We start from the raw sequence: 18,192 nt of genomic DNA on the forward strand, positions 1-18,192 counted from the left end.
TTAGGGGCGTCGCCAAGTGGTAAGGCACCGGGTTTTGATCTCGGCATCCGTTGGTTCGAATCCAGCCGCCCCTGCCATATAATAGATTGTTTCCAAATTACCCGTTGGAAAAATTAAAAATTTTTCCCTTGCGCTCGGTCGAAGCATAGCTTCGCTTAACCCTCGCTCAGGTGCTTCATGCCCAATCTTGTCGTTTTTAGTGGAAGTGCTCATCCACAGTTCGCCCAAAAAGTCGTAAGCCATTTACATATTCCACTCGGTGCTGCTTCTGTAAGCAAGTTCTCTGATGGAGAAATTTCAGTTGAAATTACTGAAAATGTTCGTGGTAAAGACGTTTTTATCGTTCAATCTACTTGTGCGCCTACCAACGATAACCTGATGGAAATCTTGGTTATGGCTGATGCTTTGCGTCGCGCAAGTGCTGGTCGTATCACTGCAGTAATTCCGTATTTCGGTTATGCACGTCAAGATCGTCGTCCACGCTCTGCTCGTGTACCTATTACTGCTAAAGTTGTTGCAGACATGCTAACAACTGTGGGTATTGACCGTGTGGTAATGATCGACTTACACGCAGACCAAATTCAAGGTTTCTTCGATATTCCTGTTGACAACATCTATGGTACGCCAGCGTTACTGGCTGACTTACGCCAGCAACAACACCACAATCTTGTGGTTGTTTCGCCTGACGTCGGTGGTGTCGTTCGTGCCCGTGCCGTTGCAAAACAAATGGGTGATATCGATTTAGCTATCATCGATAAACGTCGCCAAAAAGCAAATGAATCACAAGTGATGCATTTGATTGGTGATGTAAAAGATCGTGACTGTGTCATCGTTGATGACATGGTCGATACAGCAGGTACGCTTTGCAAAGCTGCGGATGCACTCAAACAATTTGGTGCGCGCCGTGTCGTTGCTTATGCAACTCACCCTGTTCTATCTGGCAAAGCGATTGATAACCTTCGTAACTCTGTGATTGATGAATTGGTTGTTACAGACACCATTCCACTTTCTGATGAGGCATTGAACCTAGGCAAAATTCGTCAGGTTTCGGTTGCGAGCATGGTTGCTGAAACAATTCGTCGTATTAACAACGAAGAATCTATTAGCGCAATGTTCGATAGTTATCTATAATAGCCCAGCTTTTTCTTAAACCCTAGCTCGCTAGGGTTTTTCTATCACTAAACTGGTCGCAAGTTTAGTTATTCAAACTCAATGAGGATATGCCCATGGCAAACTTCGTATTAAACGCTCAAGCACGTGAAGTAGCACAACAAGGGAAAGGTTCGAGCCGCCGCCTTCGTCACGCTGCTCAAATCCCAGCAATCATCTACGGTGGTAGCGCTGAGCCTGTAACGATTACTTTAGAGCTTCGTGAAATCGTTAAAGCTTTAGAAAACAACGCTTTCTTCGAAGAAGTTATCGAAATCAAAATCGGTGACAAAGTTGAGAACGTTAAAATCCAAGCGTTACAACGTCACCCAGCTAAAAACACGCCTATGCACGCTGACTTCAAACGCGCATAAGTGTTAAAGGCGTAAATTAGTGTCAAATATTTCGCTAATTGTTGGTTTGGGCAATCCTGGAAAGGAATATGCCCAAACCCGCCATAATGCAGGTTTCTGGTTCGTTGAACAACTTGCAGATCGTTATGGCATCTCTTTAAAAGCTGATCCTAAGTTTCATGGATACAGTGGTCGTGGCAACATCGAAGGTCATGACGTCCGTTTATTACTCCCTACCACTTTTATGAACCGTTCTGGTCAAAGTGTTGTTCCTTTCGCAAAATTTTATCAAGTTGCACCTGAAGCAATCCTGATTGCGCATGATGAACTGGATATGAATCCTGGCATTATTCGTCTGAAAACAGGTGGTGGACACGGTGGACACAATGGTCTCCGCGATATCGTTCCGCATATCGGTGCTAATTTCCATCGTCTACGTATTGGAATTGGACATCCGGGTGCCAAAGAACGCGTTTCTGGTCATGTGCTTGGTAAAGCGCCTAGCAGTGAACAAGATTTGATGGATGCAGCCATTGATCATGCCCTCTCTCAAGTGAAAATACTTGTTGATGGACAAGTGTCACAGGCAATGAATCAAATTAACGCTTACAAACCCGCTTAAACTGAATTGTTGATCAATCCCGCTTGCCATATTGCATTTTTAAGCGCAAAATGCGCATCAAACCGCCTATAGCCCGCGGAAAACGTGACAAGTCAACCATAAGATAATTATCTTAGGTCTTACTCAGGAGACGCTAGCCATGCTATCTCGTTTATTAAAATGTAAAATTCACCGTGCAGTTGTGACTCATGCAGAGCTTCATTATGAAGGTTCTTGTGCAATTGATGGCGTATTAATGGACTTAGCAGGGATTCGTGAATACGAAGAAATCCACGTATGGAACGTCACTAACGGCAAACGTTTCACCACTTATGCAATCCGCGGTGAAGATGACTCAGGTATTATTTCCGTCAACGGTGGTGCAGCACACCAAGCTGATGTTGGTGATTTAGTGATTATTGCAACTTTCGGCGATTTTACCGAAGTAGAAGCCAATCTTCACAAACCACGTTTAGTTTATGCAAACCCAGACAATACAGTGAACCACACTGCAAACTGTATTCCCGTACAAATTGCATAAACCATAAAAGATTCCTAAAAAGCCATGAGCCATAGCTCATGGCTTTTTTATTGTATAAATACAGCCACTCATGCACTTGAACAAAAATACAAAAACACTGAAAAATAAGGCCAAGTTTTACGCAAGCAAACTTGTAAAATCACACTAGAATTTGTTCAATAAAAAGACAATAAAGATAATTTGAACAATATGGATATTATTAATATTTTAAGTAAAGTTAGCCTCTTTGCTGATCTAGATCATGCAATGCTTGAAACATTGCTTCCGTTTTGCCATATACGTCATCTGCAAACAGGACAACAGTTGTATTGTGCCCATGATATTGCTGATCATGTCTATATTGTTGCCTATGGACGTGTCAAACTCACCAGTACAACAGGATTACTGACCTATTATGGTCGTCATGAACTTGTCGGTGAAACAGGCGTGATTTCTAATCAGCCGCATCATTGCACAGTCAATGCTGTTCGAGATACAGCGCTTATTGGAATTCCACAGCAGCAATTTTTAGATTTTATTCACCTACACCCCAAAGTCCTATTCGCTTTATCTCGGCTGATCATCAACCGTTCCCAACCCGAACAGCAACATTGTCATGTGATGGGAAGCAGCCGAACACTTTCAGTCATCCCTGTCTCTGCACATATTCCCGCTCCCCATCTCGCAGAAAAACTAACCGAACATTTACAACGCTGGCCGCATGTACGTTTGGTGACTGCAGCACATATTGATGCCCTATTTGGGACAGGTTTTAGCCAAACCCCATTGGATTATAGCCCTGAGGATTTACAACTGAGACAATGGCTTGCCAGCTTAGAAGAAAAACATTGCTATGTCCTTTATGCCGCCGATAACAGTGAAGATGAATGGTCAAAACGCTGTTTACATCAGGCGGATCGGATTCTGATTCTGGCAGAAGCCAATCAAACACCAACCCAAACCCCACTCTCGCATGTTCTCAGTCAACACGACTGGCAAAGCCCAATTGAATTGGTTTTGCTACGCTCCGAAGGAGATCCTTCACCGCATACCCTGATCTGGAAACAGCTCTATCATGCTCGTGCCCATTACTTTGTCCATCCTTGGGCACAGAACGATATCTGTGCAGTGGCGCGTCAGATTTCCAGTCAAGGGGTGGGTTTGGTGCTTGGTGGTGGCGGTGCGCGAGGCTTCGCCCATATCGGTTTGATTCGTGCCTTGGAACAACTGCACATCCCGATTGATATTGTCGGTGGTACCAGTATGGGGGCTTTTGTCGCAGCGTTGGTGGCATGTGGTTTTGACAGTGTAGAAATGACCCATATCGCCTATGAGACTTTTGTGGCGCGTAATTATCTCAATGATTACACCATGCCACGGGTTTCCCTGATTCGGGGACAGCGTTTCCACAGTCGTCTGCATGCCATCTTTGGGAGCCGTCGGATTGAGGAGCTTAGACAGACCTATTACTGTATTTCCACCAATCTCACCACAGGACAAGCCGTGATTCATGATCAAGGCGAACTCGCCACTTGGGTCGGTACCAGCATGAGTGTGCCAGGTGTTGCGCCCCCCGTTGCATGGCATGAAAATCTACTCTGCGATGGCGGTGTGATTAACAATCTTCCCACCGATGTCATGCAAAATCTAGAAAGAGGCACTATTATTGCCAGCAATGTCAGCCTGCATGATGACATTCGAGTTCCCGGCATTGGCTTGGAAGAACCAGATCAGAGTGCCCTGCTCAACTGGAATAAAATTATTAAAGATAAATTGTTGCACGCACCACGACTGGCAGAAATATTGATGCGTACCGCTACCCTAGCCAGCGATACCATGATTCAAAGTGCTGCGATTGAACGTGCCAACTTACACATCCGTATGCCGATTGAGGGAATCGGCATGTTTGACTGGCACAAACTGGATGAACTGGTCGAACGAGGTTATGAACATGCGCTTGAAATGCTCTTGCCTATTCGGGAAACTTTACCGAATACATAAACAATGCATTGAGCTATACATGAGCAGACTGAATCTGATAACGATCCAGTAAAGCATCTAAATACTGGTAGGTTTCAGGATCTAGTTGCTGCATGTAGCCATCAAGAATACGATGACATTGTTGCTGTTTCTCAACAGGCATGCGTCGCATGATGTCAAATGTCACCTCCCATTGTGAGCGCAACAATGAGGCATAAGCAATATGATGCAGAACTTGCTCATCAATTTGCGCAATTGCGGTCGCGACCACTTCTCTAGCCTCATCTTGCATATAATTCACAATCACCAACATATCGGTCCATAAATCGCAACGATCAGCCGCCTCGACGATACTCTGGATAATCTCTACTCGTCTTAATGCAGGCAAATTGGCAACAAAATGCTGTGCTTGCGCAGATAGGCAAGCAACTACAGGGAGCATATCTTCCCACAACTGATCTTCCTGTGTGGCTTGAATAATGGCATTGACCACAGGCTCACCTTGCAAAACCGCTAAATCTCCCAATTCCTGCTTCAGCCCATAACTGATATAACTCATCAAGGCCAAAACTTTGGGCCAGACTAAGCGTTGTGCTGGATCACCAATAATCAATAAGGCTTTTTCAATCCGCTGTTTGGGCAATACATGCACTAAATGATCAATTTGCTCACGTGACTCGATAAAAAAAGCAATCTCCAACAGATCACTTTCACTCTCGACCACTTGCGCCACATCTTGTAATACCGCATCTGACAACATACTAACAAAGCGACCTATCGTGACAAAATCCCGTTGCTCCAGTAGAACTTTGGTGATGTCCGTAATCTGATGGGTGGTGAGATAGCCCAATAATTCTCTTGCCAAACGTGGGTCTAAATACACTGAAATTGCTGCAACCGTTTTAGCAGGCAGATGCTTTACGATGCGATAAGAGCTTTCTGTCGATAAATACACTGCAATTTGGGCCACAATAAAGGGTTCTAAGAAGTGTTTGACCATAAACACACTGATCCAGCGTGGTAACCAATTCACCCATGCAGCCAAATAACGGAAACGCTTTTTCTGCTGATTTTGTAATCGTTCTAATATCGCAAAACGAAATTGTCTTAAATTTTCGGGTGCCAAGGGCTGCATAAAGGCCAATTCTGATTCGCTGACCTTGAAGATACGCGCCAATTTGATCATCTCCGCCTGTACCGCAAGTCGAGTCATAGGTATGCTCCCTTATGCTTTATCTCGAAACAGCCAACGTAGGAAAAAAGGAGTTTGATACAAGCTCTGATTCATTTTCTGATCTTCGTTTTCTAGGGTGTGTTTTAATTGTTGATTGAGCCAAACCAAATCCTGTGGGGAGAGTTGAGAAAATGCTTTAAGACTCATGACAGGCCGATGTAATTGTTGTGCTAATTGTTCCAGCTCGGATTTTTCCATCTTTTCCATACTTAAGCCTCCACATTATTGTTGTTTTATCTTTTGAGTGTATGCCCAATTTAAATCGATTACCAGTTTCACCAATAAATAGAAAAACATGAACAAGTTCTCAGCTTGTTTTTTCATTTTTATAGAACGATTCATTCTATAAAAAGTTGCCTTTTCTCATAAAAATCTGGCTATAATCAAGGCACATCGCTTCAGGGCGGGGTGTAATTCCCCACCGGTGGTAAGTTAGGCATTGTAATCAAATGACCTAATCAGCCCACGAGCCTGTATATATTTATATGTACTCGCAGATTTGGTGAGAAACCAAAGCCGACGGTATAGTCCGGATGAAAGAAGACGAAACCACTGAAACACGCTTTTTGCGTTGTTTTTGTGCACGCTTATTTTTTACATCAGTCCTGAAATGTTCAACCGTATCCTACTTACGAGAGCGTTTCATTATGTCAAGTTTAATCCAACCCGAACTGTTCTTCTCAGCCCTTTCTCCTGCTGAACAACGTATTCAACAAGCTTTAGAAGATATCCGCCAAGGCAAACCTGTGTTAGTAATGGATGATTTCGACCGTGAAAATGAAGCAGATCTCATTATTGCTGCCGAAACACTCACAGTTGAAACCATGGCTCAAATGATTCGGGATGGCTCAGGCATCGTCTGTTTATGCCTAACCGAAGCCTTGGCTGACCATTTAGAACTTCCACCCATGGTGGTTGATAATTCAAGCCAGTTTAAAACCGCATTTACGGTAACCATTGAAGCAGCACAAGGTGTAACCACAGGCGTATCAGCCAAAGACCGCGTCACCACCGTTTTGGCAGCCACCAAAGAAGGGGCTGTGGCGAGTGATCTCAGTCGTCCGGGTCATGTTTTTCCTTTACGTGCACGTGAAGGCGGTGTGCTAAGCCGTCGTGGTCATACTGAAGGGACTGTTGATTTAGCACGTTTAGCAGGTTTAAAACCATCTGGGGTACTGTGTGAACTGACTAATCCTGATGGTTCAATGGCTTCAGGGATTCAAGTGCTTGCTTATGCGCAAACTCACGGCTTAACCGTGATCAGCATTGAAGAACTGGTGCAATACCGTCTCAAACATAATGTTTAATTAAAATAAAAAGCCTCGATGATTCGAGGCTTTTTATTTCATCGATAGTTATGATACTTTTCGTTCTGCATTCAGTTCAGTCACTGTTTCAATGAGCTGACTAAACTGTGAAATTTGCGTCACCGGCTGCGCCTGAGCCAATTCTTCTGCCCGACCATAACCATAATTGACTGCAATGGTTTCAATGCCATTAGCACGCGCCCCAATAATGTCATATTGGCGGTCTCCCACCATAATGCAGTGCTGTGCGTCCAGTTGTTGTTGTTCAAGAATATAGGCGATCAAGTCCGCTTTATTGGTCCGCTCACCGGTTAGCTCACTGCCATAGATGGCAGTAAAATACTGATCCAGCTTGAAATGAGCTAAAATTTGTTTGGCAAAGACCACGGGCTTGGCAGTAGCGAGAAATAGTAGATAGCCTTCTGCCTGTAATTGTTGCAAGGTTTCTGCAACTGACGGATAAACTTCATTTTCAAATAAACCTGTCACTGAAAACCGCTCACGGTAAGCCAGTAATGCCTGCTCAGCCAGTTCATCATCCTGAGTATTGAGTAATTTTGCCAAAGATGCTTTTAAGGGTGGGCCAATAGTCCAGTCCAGATCCACGTCATCAGTCAAAGGTTGACCTAACTTTTGCAAAGCAAAACGAATTGAACCATGAATTCCTGTTTTAGGGTCAGTCAGCGTCCCATCTAAATCGATGAGAATATTTTTGATCGTCATTCGTTCAATCTCTTGCAGCCTTACACAACATAGTCGAGAGTTTCTCGAAACTTCCCTATACTACCGTATATTGAAGACTAAAAGGAAATTGCAGTGCGTCCGACCGTGCTTTGTTTTTCAGGTTTAGATCCATCTGGCGGGGCTGGCTTACAGGCAGATATTGAAGCTATTGGACAAAGTGGTGCGCATGCTGCCATTGCCTGTACCGCATTAACCATCCAAAACTCACAACAAGTATTTGGTTTTGAAGCCACCTCAAAAGAATTACTCCTTGCACAGGCCAATGCCGTGGTCGGTGACTTGCCGATTAAATGTGTAAAGTCAGGCATGCTGGGCACAACCGATAATATTGCTGCACTGGCTGAATTCTTGCGCGCCCATCCAGATTATCTCTATGTCCTAGATCCTGTTTTAGTCGCAAATAGCGGCGGTTCATTAGGTGACCAAGCCACATTAGTCAAAGCCTTTGTTGAATTGATTCCTTTAGCGACAGTAATCACGCCTAATACGGTTGAATTAAGAGCTTTAACAGGTCTGGAAGATATTGAACAAGCCACGCAAAAACTGTTTGAAATGGGTGCAAAAGCAGTATTGGTCAAAGGCGGCCATGAAGATACCCCTGATCATATCCGCAATGTGCTCTATGCAGATGGAAAAATGCTTGCAGAAAGCCGCTGTCCACGCTTAGAAGGTCAATATCACGGTTCAGGCTGCTCTTTGGCAAGCTTCATTGCAGGTCGTCTAGCACTTGGTGATTCTTTAAAAATTGCCGTTCAACATGCCGAAACCTGGTTGTTTGGCGTACTAAAACAGGCAGAAACCCCTGTACCCAATGGGCAAAAGATTCCAAAACGCTTTTAAGCTGGATCACGAAAAACGAACTTTCGAATCAAAGTTCAATAAAAAAGGCGCATCTCGCGCCTTTTTTAATATTCACAGATTATTGTGGAATACGCAGGACTTGACCAGGGAAAATGTCATCTGCATTTTTAAGTAATGGTCGATTGGCTTCAAAAATTTTGTTGTATTGGTTTGGATCACCATAATATTCTTTCGAAATCTTCGACAGATTGTCTCCTGATTTCACGGTATAGAATTTACTTTCTGGCTCAGGTGTTTCGACTGTCATTTGATCATCCACTTGTGCAACATGATCAATATTTCCGACCGCAAGCACAATCTTCTCTTTATCGGCCTGACTCTTTACCTGCCCTTTAATGGTTGCCGTATCAGTATTGCCGTTATACGTCACCGATAAGCCTTCAACCCCAAGGCCTAAACTTTTGATCAAACCTAATAATTTATTTGCAATCTCTTGAGCTGAAGGTTCAGCTGGTGTTGCTGGTGCAGCTTGTGGTTCAGCTGGTGCTGTATTTTTCTTACCAATACCTTTAACAAAATCAAAAAGACCCATTGTTATTTCCTCTGTAATTATTAACCGCATTCATAGTCAAAATAGACCTATATCTAGTTATACAGAAAAAATAAATCACTCGAGTTTCAATTTAACGCGGTCTTGTAAATATATGTATATGCGCTAGAACTTAATGAAAAACATTCTGTTGCAAAACCTATAAACACAAAAAAGCCACCTTACGGTGGCTTTTGATCATGCAAGATGATTAACCAAGTTTCTTAGTTACGTAATCGATTGCAGATTGAACAGTTGTGATTTCATTTGAATCTTCATCTGGAATCGTGATGTCAAAATCGTTTTCGAAAGACATTACAAGTTCAACCAAATCTAAAGAGTCAGCACCTAAGTCATCCATGAAAGATGCTTCGTTTTTAATCTCTTCAGCACGCATACCTAATTGTTCAGCTACAGCTTGTTTGATGCGTTGTTCGATATCGCTCACAGGAATTCTCCTCATTGCTTGTGGCGTTTTAATTTGCCACTAGTTTAATTGAATATAAAAATTTTTAAAAGTTTATACATCGCCACTTAGGCCATGTATAGACCACCATTTACGTGTAAAACTGTACCAGTAATGTAACTAGCCTTATCGCTGGCAAGGAAACTCACTGCATCAGCAATATCTTGAGGTTCACCTAAACGATTTAAAGCTACTTGATCAGTCATTTTTTTACGAATATCTTCGCTTAACTGATCAGTCATTTCAGTGGCAATGAAACCAGGTGCAACACTGTTCACTGTAATCTGACGGCTCCCCATCTCTTTGGCTAAGCTACGACTGAACGCTTCAATCCCTGCTTTTGCTGCTGAGTAGTTCGCTTGTCCAGGGTTAGCAAAATGAGCAACCACTGAACTAATATTAATAATGCGGCCGAAACGTGCTTTGGTCATACCTTTCAATACACGCTTAGATAAGCGATATACCGCTTTCAGATGAATATTGAGAATGTCATCCCAATCATCTTCCGACATACGCAGCAACAAGTTATCTTTGGTAATGCCTGCATTGTTCACCAACACCAGCACTGAACCATATTTTTGTTCAATGTCTGATACCAGTGCATCAATGGCTTCACCTTCACGAACATCGAGTACAGCGCCTGTTCCATGCTCAGCAAAGCTTTCTGTGAGTTTTTGCGCACCTGCTTCAGAAGTCGCAGTACCTACTACAAAAAAACCGTCTTGAATGAGTTGCTGTGCAATCGCTGCGCCAATACCACGGCTTGCTCCTGTCACTAACGCAACTTTTCGTTGTTGTGTCATGCAATTTTTCCTTCTGCCACTAACACTGCGTTTAGGGCATCTTCCATACGTGCTTTGCTATCAATGGCAAATGCTTTTTCTATGTTCGGTAATCGCTTGGCAAGATTACTCAGTACCGTACCTGGTCCACATTCAACCACGTACTGGATCCCCTGATCTTGTAGATATTGCATGGTCCGTGTCCATTGTACCGATTGGTACAATTGAGCCGTTAATGCCTGACCTAACTGAGCAACATCTGTCGCGATTTCCGCGTTGACATTTTGTATTACAGGAAGGCGTGGTAGCTCAATGGCAGTTTGTTCCAAAGCTTCAGCAAACTTTTCTGCAGCAGGTTTCATTAACGTACAATGTGACGGCACAGAAACAGGCAACGCGATGGCCTTCCCTGATTGTTCTTTTGCATCTGCCATCACTTGCTGAACTAAAGCAGTGCTACCCGCAATCACAACTTGACCTTGCGCATTATAATTTGCCGCTTCAACCGAACCTTGTCCAGCAGCAGAAGCATTGGCTTTTTGACAAAGCTCAATCACTTTTTCATCTGCTAAGCCAAGAATTGCAGCCATTGCGCCGGTTCCTTGTGGAACGGCACTCTGCATCAATTTGCCACGTAAATGCACCAGTTTCACTGCATCAGCCAAAGTCATTGCTTCTGCTGCAACCAATGCGCTGTACTCTCCTAAAGAGTGTCCAGCCAAGTATTTCGGTGCTATACCGCCCAGTTCCAACCAAACACGCCATAATGCAATACTTGCTGTCAGCAAAACTGGTTGGGTATTTTCAGTTTGGTCTAAACCCTCACCGCTTTGGGCAATCTGCCAAAGATCAAAACCGAGCGCTTCTGATGCTTCTGCAAATGTATCTTTAACGACACTAAACTGCTCTGCAAGTTCAGCCAGCATGCCCGCTTTTTGTGAGCCCTGACCTGGAAAAACAAATGCTGTTTTTGTTGCTTGAGCAGCCTGCTCAAGTCGTTTAGTCGACATATAAAAATCCTTAAAATGGTCTATCGCCAATTTCATCAACACACATGATTTTACATGAGAATGACAACAGACTCTTTCCCGATGCGGCAATTTACCATTGATTTAATCGTTTTTTAATTGCGAAAAACAACAAAAAAGGGAGCTTTCGCTCCCATTTTTTCTATACTTTAAGCTAACGCTTAATGCATATGGTTCAATTATTCAGCATCAGCTGCTTTAGCGAATAATTGACGACCACGGTAAATACCGTCTTTAGTCACATGGTGACGACGATGAGTTTCACCAGTAGTTTGGTCTACAGATAATGCATTCTCGGTTAAAGCGTCATGTGAACGGCGCATGTCACGGCGAGAGCGACTTTTACGGTTTTGCTGAACGGCCATGATGGCTCCTTACAAAGATCGAAAAAATGGATCAGAAACAAATTCAGTTGTCTTAACTCAACATTATATCACAAATTATGAGTTAAGTTTACCCTTCAAACTTGCCAAAACATCAAACGGGTTATCCCGCTTTTCTTCGACAACGTCCTGAATGGTAGGTCGATGTTTATGCTCACAAACATCATGCTTGGGAGATAAAGGCATCAACAATAACAGTTCATCTTCTAGTAGTGCGAGCAAATCAATCGAAGCAGGCGTATCAAAATCACCTTTTTTCGAAGACTCGCTTTCACCTAAAACGATGAAATCAGCATCCTCATCCAAGCGCTCTATCAGTGACTCATCATCGATCAAAGCCAAATGAAAATCTGAAACAAGTTCAGTTTCAACAGTATCCAGACAACGCTGGCATTCCATTGGAACTTTCGTTTCAATACGTCCATCTAGCCATACAATGCGATGATATGCATCCATTGATAGCTTACAGTCTACGTTGATCAATCGATCATTAATTGATCCAACAGCTTCACGAGCGATACGAGCAAAGCGAGACAATGGCAGTGTGCCTGACCATGTAAAGCCCTGTTCAGCCCATTTAAACGGCTCAATCTGTGCCGGAAAGGTATTTGCTGACATAATTAAGGCGGCAATTCTACAAATTCATCGGTACTCTGTCAAAGATTAAGATACAATTTTGCACTTCTTTAGACAGAACTCGGGGTAAATTAAGCAATGCACCTGTTGCAGCCGCAACTTGAAGTAACAACTTCATTACTTGTAAGCACCCATTCAACCTCTGCTCCTGTATTAACACCAGATCAAGTGCAACGCTCATCTTGGCAAAAGTTAACATCAGAACCAGAACAGGTCGATTGGCTTATTTTACACTTTAATCACTGGTTTTCCCACCATAATGTCACACTAGTTAAAGGTGATTTTGAACCAGAATATTTCCCAGCGACCAATGAGCAAGCCGCAAGAATCCAATTTGCCCATGGTTTCTTTAATAGTGCCCTACATGAGATTAGTCATTGGAGTATTTCTGGAGAGAAGCGCCGCCTATTGCCCGATCTCGGTTATTGGTATGCACCAGATGGTCGAACGGCCGAACAGCAAGCTTTATTTGAACAAGTGGAAATCAAACCGCAAGCGATTGAATGGCTATTTGCGACTGCATTTGGTCGGAAATTTCGTGTGTCTTTAGATAATTTAACGGGTGATGGTGGCAACGGCCAACAATTTAAAGACCATGTCTATGCACAAGTACAGCGTTATTTTTCTGGTGAAGCCAAATTGCCTCGGGACGCAGCGCATTTCATTGATTACATCTGTCATTGCACCCGAAATAGTACACCGTTACAACTGAATGAATTTAAACGCGAAGACCTTGATTAAAAGACAAAATTGTCACATCTAATGCTTGCAACTTGACCTCAACACGTTTCATACTGAATTTAGCCATATAGATCAGGGAGTTCAACGATGTTGCATTTACATATTCATCCTGAGAATCCACAGGCTCGCTTAATCACACAAGCCGTTGAGCGTATTCGTGCGGGTGATGTTGTGGTTTATCCAACAGATGCAGCCTATGCGATTGGTTGCCAAATCGGGAATAAAAGTGCAATGGAACGGATTGCACAAATTCGTGGCTTAGGCCCTAAGCATCAATATGCCATTATGTGTTGTGACTTATCTGATATTGCAACCTATGCCAAAGTTGATAACGCCATGTATCGTTTATTGAAAAACAATACGCCAGCGGTTACGACTTTTATTTTGCCTGCGACCAGCGAAGTACCAAAGCGTTTAATGCATCCAAAGAAAAAAACCATTGGATTGCGTATTCCAAGCAATCCTGTTGCGCAAGCTTTACTACAAGAACTCGGTGAACCATTACTAACCAGTACTTTAATTTTGCCAGATCAAAAAGACCCCCTAGATGATCCATACGATATTGAAAATCAGCTCGGTAAACGGATTGATGTGTTTATTGATAGTGGTTTTGGGACTTTATCAACCACCAGTATCGTGGATTTATCTGGAGAAAATCCTGAAATCGTGCGTCGTGGTGTCGGTGATGTCAGTGCTTTTGAGTAAATGTTGTATAAAATGCAGCTTAGATTCAGAAAGAATCGTAAGCTGCTAAATGCCTTCAACAAAAAGGCTAGGTATGGTCTTTTAATTAAGATCAACGTATTTAAATTAAGAGATATATCCGATACTTTGCTTTAGTTTAAAAAACTCTGAACACTCTGAAAGTATCTGTTTTTTTTCATACAACACATTACCATCATAAGTTTTAAAAAAATAAGTTGTGGCTGGCTGATCCTCTTCTATAACTTTCACAACCCCTTTGCCAATATCTTTATATTTGTCACTGGCTTCTTTTTCCTGAATATAATCAAAATAACCGCATGTCATCTGATAATGTGCTTTTTCCATTTCCCCTCTTAGATCATCTCTATTTACGTTTTCTGTCATTGGTTCAGTTAAAGTGACATAAACTAAAACATGAGGGTATTGATTGAGTGCATCCACTTTAATCGGGTAGCCCGCTCGACTCATAGCCTCATTCATTTGCTGTACAAAAGCCATACTTTTGAAATGGTCTCTGGCCTGCTGTTCAAAGTGCTTGGCCCAATATATCTCAGTCCCCCAAAATAGAGCACCAATAATTATTAGGCCCGTTGCAACAAATTTAATATTCATATTAGTCCTCATTATTTAATTTTATAGTCTATGAGTTCTCACTCATTTAATGATCGAGCTATTATTTATAAATATTTATTAAATTCAATAAAATAAATCAAAAAACCTTACTTTCCGATGACTAGAAAATCAACGGTTGCTTTATAATGAATTATTTAAAAAAGGCATAAGCGAATTTTAATAATCGCTCATCAGCCTTCAAAAAAATCAGATAAACGCTGCTTCTGAAAACCTTGCGCATCAAAATTATCTGGACTGAGCCATTGCTGATAAATTTTTGCTAAATCAGGCCATTCTTCATCAATAATTGAAAACCATGCGGTATTGCGATTATGCCCTTTAGTGATTCGATCTTGACGAAATAAACCTTCATACTGAAAACCAAAACGTAAAGCGGCGGCTTTAGAAGGCGCATTACAATCATCACATTTCCACTCTACACGTCTAAACCCATGGTCAAAGCATTGTTGTAATAGTAAGAAGATGACCTCGGTTGAAGCTTTGGATTTTTTCATCCGATGGGAAAAATAAACATTGCCTATTTCAATCGCCCCCTGTTCCAGTCTTGGATTTAATAGTGCAATCCAGCCTTGAATCTCACCATTAATTTCAATTAAAAAATGGGTCGACGCTTTAAAGCTAAATAGATTTTGCAAATCCTGTTTTAACAAAGCTTGGCTTTGTGGGGCTGCATAAGGCAAATACGTCCAACAGGCCGCATCGGCTTCGGTTGCAACCGCTTCCCAAATTTGGCTTGCTGCCTGATCAGAGATTTCACCTGAAATATGTATCAATTTGACATCTTGCCCATTCAAATCATGTTGAATCAGCTGGCTAGGGTGATGCTCTAGGGCAAAGCCGACAGTTTGCCCAAATTGATTCTGTTGTGTTTTTAAATAATGTTTCATCGTGATTTATAATAGAAAGAATGGTTTTCGTTGCTAATTTAAGCATAAGTTTTTTCTATGACCTATGTAATCTTGCATAAATATAGAAAATACCCTGAGAACTTTAAGGTTTTTGTAAGTAGGTAATTTATTAAATTGGCAATTTCGATTAGAATAGAGCTGCTCTTGGTAGCATGTGCCTTTCTTTGCACAAAAAATTATATCTTTCATGCTTTTGAAAATTCGCGTGGCTTATAACGGTAATGAACCAAATTCTCCCCCAAACTTTGGAGTCCACTCCTTCCATTCGCGTGCTTGACGAGTGGCAGGAAGTCATACCTGAAGATTTATATATACCGCCTGCCGCGTTTGAAATTTTGCTGGAACAATTTGAAGGTCCACTAGACTTTCTGATTTACCTGATTCAAAAAAATGGCTTTGATTTATTACACATCGATATTTCCCCGATTGCCACTCAATATCTATCTTATATGGATAGTATGAAATCGTTGAATATTGAGCTTACGGCTGATTATATGGTCATGGCCGCATTGCTTGCCGATTTAAAATCACGCTTACTCCTACCTAAACCCGTCGCTGTTGATCAATTCGAAAAAGATCCAAAACAAGAATTAATTGATCGTTTGGAAACTTATTTACGCATTAAACAAGCCGCTGAACGATTGGGACAAATGCCGATCTTCGAGCGCGATACTTTTAGCGCCAATGTCAGTATTGGGCACATCGCTCCGATTTATGAAGGCTATGATGTTACTGCCTTGCATGATGCTTTATTTTGCGTATTTAATCGCCCTGAACCCATCACCCATGTGGTGGCACAAGAGCCTGTATTATTAGAAGAGCGTATTGCCTTTATTGAAAGCCAGCTCGCATCAGGTGAGGCATTGAGTTTTATTGAATTATTAAATCCCATGCAAGGTCGTATGGGGATGGTGGTTACATTTATGGCGGTACTTGAATTAACACGTCAGCAAAGAATTCAGATTATCCATACAGGCATTGAAGCTCCTTTAACGATTCAAGGAGTGAGTGCATGAGTTTAGATCAATTTGAACAAAATGAAGGCATGTCGTTTGAGGACATTCATCATGAAGTTTTATTGCAAATTGAAGCGATTCTATTTGCCAGTGACTCACCAGTTTCGCTTGCACGTCTAAAAGAAGCCTTTCAAAACCAATATAATAAGCAGCAATTACGCACGTTTTTACAGCAACTGGCGATGTTACAACACGGTCGTTCAATCGAGTTGATTGAAACGGCACAAGGTTTTCGCTTTCAAGTACGTGCCAAATATCGAAATGTTATTGCGCAGGTTTGGCCAGAGCGTCCAACCAAGTTGTCACCTTCATTACTCGAAACTGTCGCAGTGATTGCTTACCATCAGCCTGTCACACGTGCCGATATTGAACAGATTCGTGGTGTCTCCAATAATAGCCAGAATTTAAGAACGCTATTCGACTGGAACTGGATTAAAGAAGCTGGTTTCAGAGATTTACCTGGAAGACCTGCGTTGTTAATCACAACGCCCCAATTTTTAAATGCTTTTGGTCTAGCTTCGCTAGGTCAATTGCCTCCCCTGCAGAACGCCAAGGAAGCATTCATGACACTCGACGCACATGCGCCGAAGTCTTGAGAAAGGTGAACTGTTGATCATTATGTCTAAGGTTGTGCTGTCATGAGTGAAAAATTACAAAAGGTTTTAGCGAGAGTCGGGTTAGGCTCGCGTCGCTATATGGAGGAAGTCATTGCTGCTGGTCGTGTCAGTATTAATGGCCGTATTGCCCAAGTCGGTGAACGTATCGAACCAGGTGATGAACTCCGTATCGATGGTCGTAAAGTACAATTCCAAATTGAAGACGAAATTCGTCGTCGTGTATTAATTTACTATAAGCCAGAAGGTGAAATTTGTTCACGCAATGACCCTGAAAAGCGTCCAACCGTATTTGATCATTTACCTCAAATCGCCAATGATCGTTGGGTCATGGTGGGTCGTCTAGATATTAATAGTACTGGTTTATTGTTATTCACCAATGATGGGGAACTTGCCAACCGTTTAATGCACCCTTCAAACGAAGTTGAGCGTGAATACGCGGTTCGTGTCATGGGCGAAGTAACACCACAAATTCGCAATAACATGCTAAAAGGTGTTGAGCTTGAAGATGGCCCAGCCAAGTTTGAATCATTCTCTGAAATCGGTGGTGATGGTATCAACCGTTGGTATCAAGTGGTGGTTAAAGAAGGCCGTAACCGCGAAGTTCGTCGTATCTTTGAATCACAAAGCTTAAAAGTCAGCCGCTTATTGCGTACCCGTTACGGCACAGTGATTTTGCCACGTGAATTACGTACAGGTCGTTGGATGGAATTAGATAAAACAGATATCGACAACTTGGCGAAATCTGTGGAATTAAAACCACGTCAAGGTACAGGTCTATTCGGTATGGCAAAACGCCGTACCGAACGTATGTCTGAAAAGCCAATGGCGGCACGTCGTGGCGGTTACTTACGTCAGCAACGTCGTGATGATGAGCAACAAGATCAGTCACAGCAACAACGTCCAAATGGCAATACAAATAATAACAATGGTCGTAAAACCATTGGTTTCAATAAAGGCTTCAAGAAGTTTTAATTCTTGATCCTAAAAATAAAAAACGCT

Annotated in this window: 23 protein-coding genes, 1 tRNA gene and 1 riboswitch; of the genes, 13 read left to right on the forward strand and 11 right to left on the reverse strand. The window is 42.3% G+C overall.

Translation table 11 applies throughout. The features are described 5' to 3' along the window. The first annotated feature begins 2 nt into the window (after window positions 1-2). The 6 genes from F993_RS07420 (at window position 3) to F993_RS07395 (ending at window position 4,624) form a co-directional block, all read left to right on the forward strand. Window positions 3-77, forward strand: a tRNA-Gln gene (locus F993_RS07420). Window positions 78-177: 100 nt separating this feature from the next. Beyond that, window positions 178-1,131, forward strand: a complete 954-nt coding sequence (locus tag F993_RS07415; RefSeq protein WP_004655249.1) for a ribose-phosphate pyrophosphokinase — start codon at window positions 178-180, stop codon at window positions 1,129-1,131. A gap of 95 nt (window positions 1,132-1,226) precedes the next feature. Further along, entirely contained in the window at window positions 1,227-1,523 is a 297-nt protein-coding gene (gene rplY, locus F993_RS07410) for a 50S ribosomal protein L25 (RefSeq protein WP_004655250.1), read from the forward strand. A gap of 19 nt (window positions 1,524-1,542) precedes the next feature. Continuing rightward, a complete protein-coding gene (gene pth, locus F993_RS07405) occupies window positions 1,543-2,124 on the forward strand; it encodes an aminoacyl-tRNA hydrolase (protein ID WP_004655253.1) in 582 nt (193 codons plus the stop codon). A gap of 139 nt (window positions 2,125-2,263) precedes the next feature. Then, window positions 2,264-2,644, forward strand: a complete 381-nt coding sequence (gene panD / locus F993_RS07400; protein WP_004655255.1) for an aspartate 1-decarboxylase — start codon at window positions 2,264-2,266, stop codon at window positions 2,642-2,644. 189 nt (window positions 2,645-2,833) lie between these two features. Beyond that, on the forward strand, window positions 2,834-4,624 hold the full coding sequence (locus F993_RS07395; protein ID WP_004655257.1) for a patatin-like phospholipase family protein: 1,791 nt from the start codon (window positions 2,834-2,836) through the stop codon (window positions 4,622-4,624). 13 nt (window positions 4,625-4,637) lie between these two features. Here the strand turns inward: F993_RS07395 and F993_RS07390 are convergent, their stop codons facing one another. After that, complete coding sequence (locus tag F993_RS07390) at window positions 4,638-5,816, reverse strand: hypothetical protein (RefSeq protein WP_004655258.1); 1,179 nt, start codon at window positions 5,814-5,816, stop codon at window positions 4,638-4,640. 12 nt (window positions 5,817-5,828) lie between these two features. Next, window positions 5,829-6,044 (reverse strand): hypothetical protein, encoded by a 216-nt coding sequence (locus F993_RS07385; RefSeq protein WP_004655260.1) that lies wholly within the window; start codon window positions 6,042-6,044, stop codon window positions 5,829-5,831. Between the two features lie 184 nt (window positions 6,045-6,228). Continuing rightward, window positions 6,229-6,386, forward strand: a riboswitch (FMN riboswitch). 98 nt (window positions 6,387-6,484) lie between these two features. On the opposite strand from F993_RS07385, the gene ribB reads away from it, so the two are divergent. Beyond that, window positions 6,485-7,144, forward strand: coding sequence for a 3,4-dihydroxy-2-butanone-4-phosphate synthase (gene ribB / locus F993_RS07380; protein ID WP_004655262.1), 660 nt, complete (start codon window positions 6,485-6,487; stop codon window positions 7,142-7,144). Between the two features lie 48 nt (window positions 7,145-7,192). Here ribB and F993_RS07375 read toward each other — a convergent pair whose 3' ends face one another. Beyond that, complete coding sequence (locus tag F993_RS07375; RefSeq protein WP_004655265.1) at window positions 7,193-7,867, reverse strand: HAD family hydrolase; 675 nt, start codon at window positions 7,865-7,867, stop codon at window positions 7,193-7,195. 93 nt (window positions 7,868-7,960) lie between these two features. Between F993_RS07375 and F993_RS07370 the strand changes: the two genes are divergently transcribed. Continuing rightward, window positions 7,961-8,728 (forward strand): hydroxymethylpyrimidine/phosphomethylpyrimidine kinase, encoded by a 768-nt coding sequence (locus tag F993_RS07370; protein ID WP_004655267.1) that lies wholly within the window; start codon window positions 7,961-7,963, stop codon window positions 8,726-8,728. Between the two features lie 79 nt (window positions 8,729-8,807). On the opposite strand, the gene lysM is transcribed toward F993_RS07370, so the two are convergent. The 6 genes from lysM to F993_RS07340 all read right to left on the reverse strand — a co-directional run bounded on the left by lysM (window position 8,808) and on the right by F993_RS07340 (window position 12,555). Continuing rightward, entirely contained in the window at window positions 8,808-9,281 is a 474-nt protein-coding gene (lysM, locus tag F993_RS07365; protein WP_004655271.1) for a peptidoglycan-binding protein LysM, read from the reverse strand. 208 nt (window positions 9,282-9,489) lie between these two features. Beyond that, window positions 9,490-9,726, reverse strand: coding sequence for an acyl carrier protein (acpP, locus tag F993_RS07360; RefSeq protein ID WP_004655272.1), 237 nt, complete (start codon window positions 9,724-9,726; stop codon window positions 9,490-9,492). 86 nt (window positions 9,727-9,812) lie between these two features. Then, window positions 9,813-10,547 carry a 3-oxoacyl-ACP reductase FabG gene (fabG, locus tag F993_RS07355; protein WP_004655274.1) on the reverse strand — a complete coding sequence of 245 codons (735 nt, stop codon included), beginning with the start codon at window positions 10,545-10,547 and terminating at the stop codon, window positions 9,813-9,815. Continuing rightward, a complete protein-coding gene (fabD, locus tag F993_RS07350; protein WP_004655277.1) occupies window positions 10,544-11,536 on the reverse strand; it encodes an ACP S-malonyltransferase in 993 nt (330 codons plus the stop codon). Before fabD ends, fabG begins: the two co-directional genes overlap by 4 nt. A gap of 197 nt (window positions 11,537-11,733) precedes the next feature. After that, window positions 11,734-11,919, reverse strand: coding sequence for a 50S ribosomal protein L32 (rpmF, locus tag F993_RS07345; protein WP_004638135.1), 186 nt, complete (start codon window positions 11,917-11,919; stop codon window positions 11,734-11,736). Window positions 11,920-11,994: 75 nt separating this feature from the next. Further along, complete coding sequence (locus F993_RS07340) at window positions 11,995-12,555, reverse strand: YceD family protein (protein WP_004655280.1); 561 nt, start codon at window positions 12,553-12,555, stop codon at window positions 11,995-11,997. Between the two features lie 96 nt (window positions 12,556-12,651). On the opposite strand from F993_RS07340, the gene F993_RS07335 reads away from it, so the two are divergent. Both F993_RS07335 and F993_RS07330 read left to right on the forward strand, forming a co-directional pair. Continuing rightward, window positions 12,652-13,314: an elongation factor P hydroxylase gene (locus F993_RS07335; protein ID WP_004655281.1), complete on the forward strand. Its 663-nt coding sequence runs from the start codon at window positions 12,652-12,654 to the stop codon at window positions 13,312-13,314. An 87-nt stretch (window positions 13,315-13,401) separates the two neighbouring features. Further along, complete coding sequence (locus tag F993_RS07330) at window positions 13,402-14,019, forward strand: L-threonylcarbamoyladenylate synthase (protein WP_004655282.1); 618 nt, start codon at window positions 13,402-13,404, stop codon at window positions 14,017-14,019. Between the two features lie 105 nt (window positions 14,020-14,124). On the opposite strand, the gene F993_RS07325 is transcribed toward F993_RS07330, so the two are convergent. Further along, complete coding sequence (locus F993_RS07325; RefSeq protein ID WP_004655283.1) at window positions 14,125-14,631, reverse strand: hypothetical protein; 507 nt, start codon at window positions 14,629-14,631, stop codon at window positions 14,125-14,127. 191 nt (window positions 14,632-14,822) lie between these two features. Further along, window positions 14,823-15,539 (reverse strand): GNAT family N-acetyltransferase, encoded by a 717-nt coding sequence (locus F993_RS07320; RefSeq protein ID WP_004655284.1) that lies wholly within the window; start codon window positions 15,537-15,539, stop codon window positions 14,823-14,825. Window positions 15,540-15,781: 242 nt separating this feature from the next. Here F993_RS07320 and F993_RS07315 point away from each other — a divergent pair, with 242 nt between their 5' ends. From F993_RS07315 to rluB, 3 genes are read left to right on the forward strand one after another with little or no spacing between them, the layout of a single operon-like run. Continuing rightward, window positions 15,782-16,576 carry a segregation and condensation protein A gene (locus tag F993_RS07315; protein WP_004655285.1) on the forward strand — a complete coding sequence of 265 codons (795 nt, stop codon included), beginning with the start codon at window positions 15,782-15,784 and terminating at the stop codon, window positions 16,574-16,576. Continuing rightward, complete coding sequence (scpB, locus tag F993_RS07310) at window positions 16,573-17,172, forward strand: SMC-Scp complex subunit ScpB (protein ID WP_004655286.1); 600 nt, start codon at window positions 16,573-16,575, stop codon at window positions 17,170-17,172. Before F993_RS07315 ends, scpB begins: the two co-directional genes overlap by 4 nt. Window positions 17,173-17,214: 42 nt before the next feature. Beyond that, the gene (gene rluB / locus F993_RS07305) at window positions 17,215-18,165 is read left to right on the forward strand and encodes a 23S rRNA pseudouridine(2605) synthase RluB (protein WP_004655287.1); all 951 of its coding nucleotides are present in this window, start codon (window positions 17,215-17,217) and stop codon (window positions 18,163-18,165) included. The last annotated feature ends 27 nt before the right edge of the window (window positions 18,166-18,192 follow it).

The organism is Acinetobacter proteolyticus (assembly GCF_000367945.1).
In the GTDB taxonomy this organism is placed as follows: domain Bacteria; phylum Pseudomonadota; class Gammaproteobacteria; order Pseudomonadales; family Moraxellaceae; genus Acinetobacter; species Acinetobacter proteolyticus.

Coding starts and splice junctions, on each gene's coding strand:
- F993_RS07415 (WP_004655249.1), top strand. CDS start 178: ATGCCCAATCTTGTCGTTTTTAGTGGAAGTGCTCATCCACAGTTCGCC.
- rplY (WP_004655250.1), top strand. CDS start 1,227: ATGGCAAACTTCGTATTAAACGCTCAAGCACGTGAAGTAGCACAACAA.
- panD (WP_004655255.1), top strand. CDS start 2,264: ATGCTATCTCGTTTATTAAAATGTAAAATTCACCGTGCAGTTGTGACT.
- F993_RS07395 (WP_004655257.1), top strand. CDS start 2,834: ATGGATATTATTAATATTTTAAGTAAAGTTAGCCTCTTTGCTGATCTA.
- F993_RS07390 (WP_004655258.1), bottom strand. CDS start 5,816: ATGACTCGACTTGCGGTACAGGCGGAGATGATCAAATTGGCGCGTATC.
- F993_RS07385 (WP_004655260.1), bottom strand. CDS start 6,044: ATGGAAAAGATGGAAAAATCCGAGCTGGAACAATTAGCACAACAATTA.
- ribB (WP_004655262.1), top strand. CDS start 6,485: ATGTCAAGTTTAATCCAACCCGAACTGTTCTTCTCAGCCCTTTCTCCT.
- F993_RS07375 (WP_004655265.1), bottom strand. CDS start 7,867: ATGACGATCAAAAATATTCTCATCGATTTAGATGGGACGCTGACTGAC.
- lysM (WP_004655271.1), bottom strand. CDS start 9,281: ATGGGTCTTTTTGATTTTGTTAAAGGTATTGGTAAGAAAAATACAGCA.
- fabG (WP_004655274.1), bottom strand. CDS start 10,547: ATGACACAACAACGAAAAGTTGCGTTAGTGACAGGAGCAAGCCGTGGT.
- fabD (WP_004655277.1), bottom strand. CDS start 11,536: ATGTCGACTAAACGACTTGAGCAGGCTGCTCAAGCAACAAAAACAGCA.
- rpmF (WP_004638135.1), bottom strand. CDS start 11,919: ATGGCCGTTCAGCAAAACCGTAAAAGTCGCTCTCGCCGTGACATGCGC.
- F993_RS07340 (WP_004655280.1), bottom strand. CDS start 12,555: ATGTCAGCAAATACCTTTCCGGCACAGATTGAGCCGTTTAAATGGGCT.
- F993_RS07335 (WP_004655281.1), top strand. CDS start 12,652: ATGCACCTGTTGCAGCCGCAACTTGAAGTAACAACTTCATTACTTGTA.
- F993_RS07330 (WP_004655282.1), top strand. CDS start 13,402: ATGTTGCATTTACATATTCATCCTGAGAATCCACAGGCTCGCTTAATC.
- F993_RS07325 (WP_004655283.1), bottom strand. CDS start 14,631: ATGAATATTAAATTTGTTGCAACGGGCCTAATAATTATTGGTGCTCTA.
- F993_RS07320 (WP_004655284.1), bottom strand. CDS start 15,539: ATGAAACATTATTTAAAAACACAACAGAATCAATTTGGGCAAACTGTC.
- F993_RS07315 (WP_004655285.1), top strand. CDS start 15,782: ATGAACCAAATTCTCCCCCAAACTTTGGAGTCCACTCCTTCCATTCGC.
- scpB (WP_004655286.1), top strand. CDS start 16,573: ATGAGTTTAGATCAATTTGAACAAAATGAAGGCATGTCGTTTGAGGAC.
- rluB (WP_004655287.1), top strand. CDS start 17,215: ATGAGTGAAAAATTACAAAAGGTTTTAGCGAGAGTCGGGTTAGGCTCG.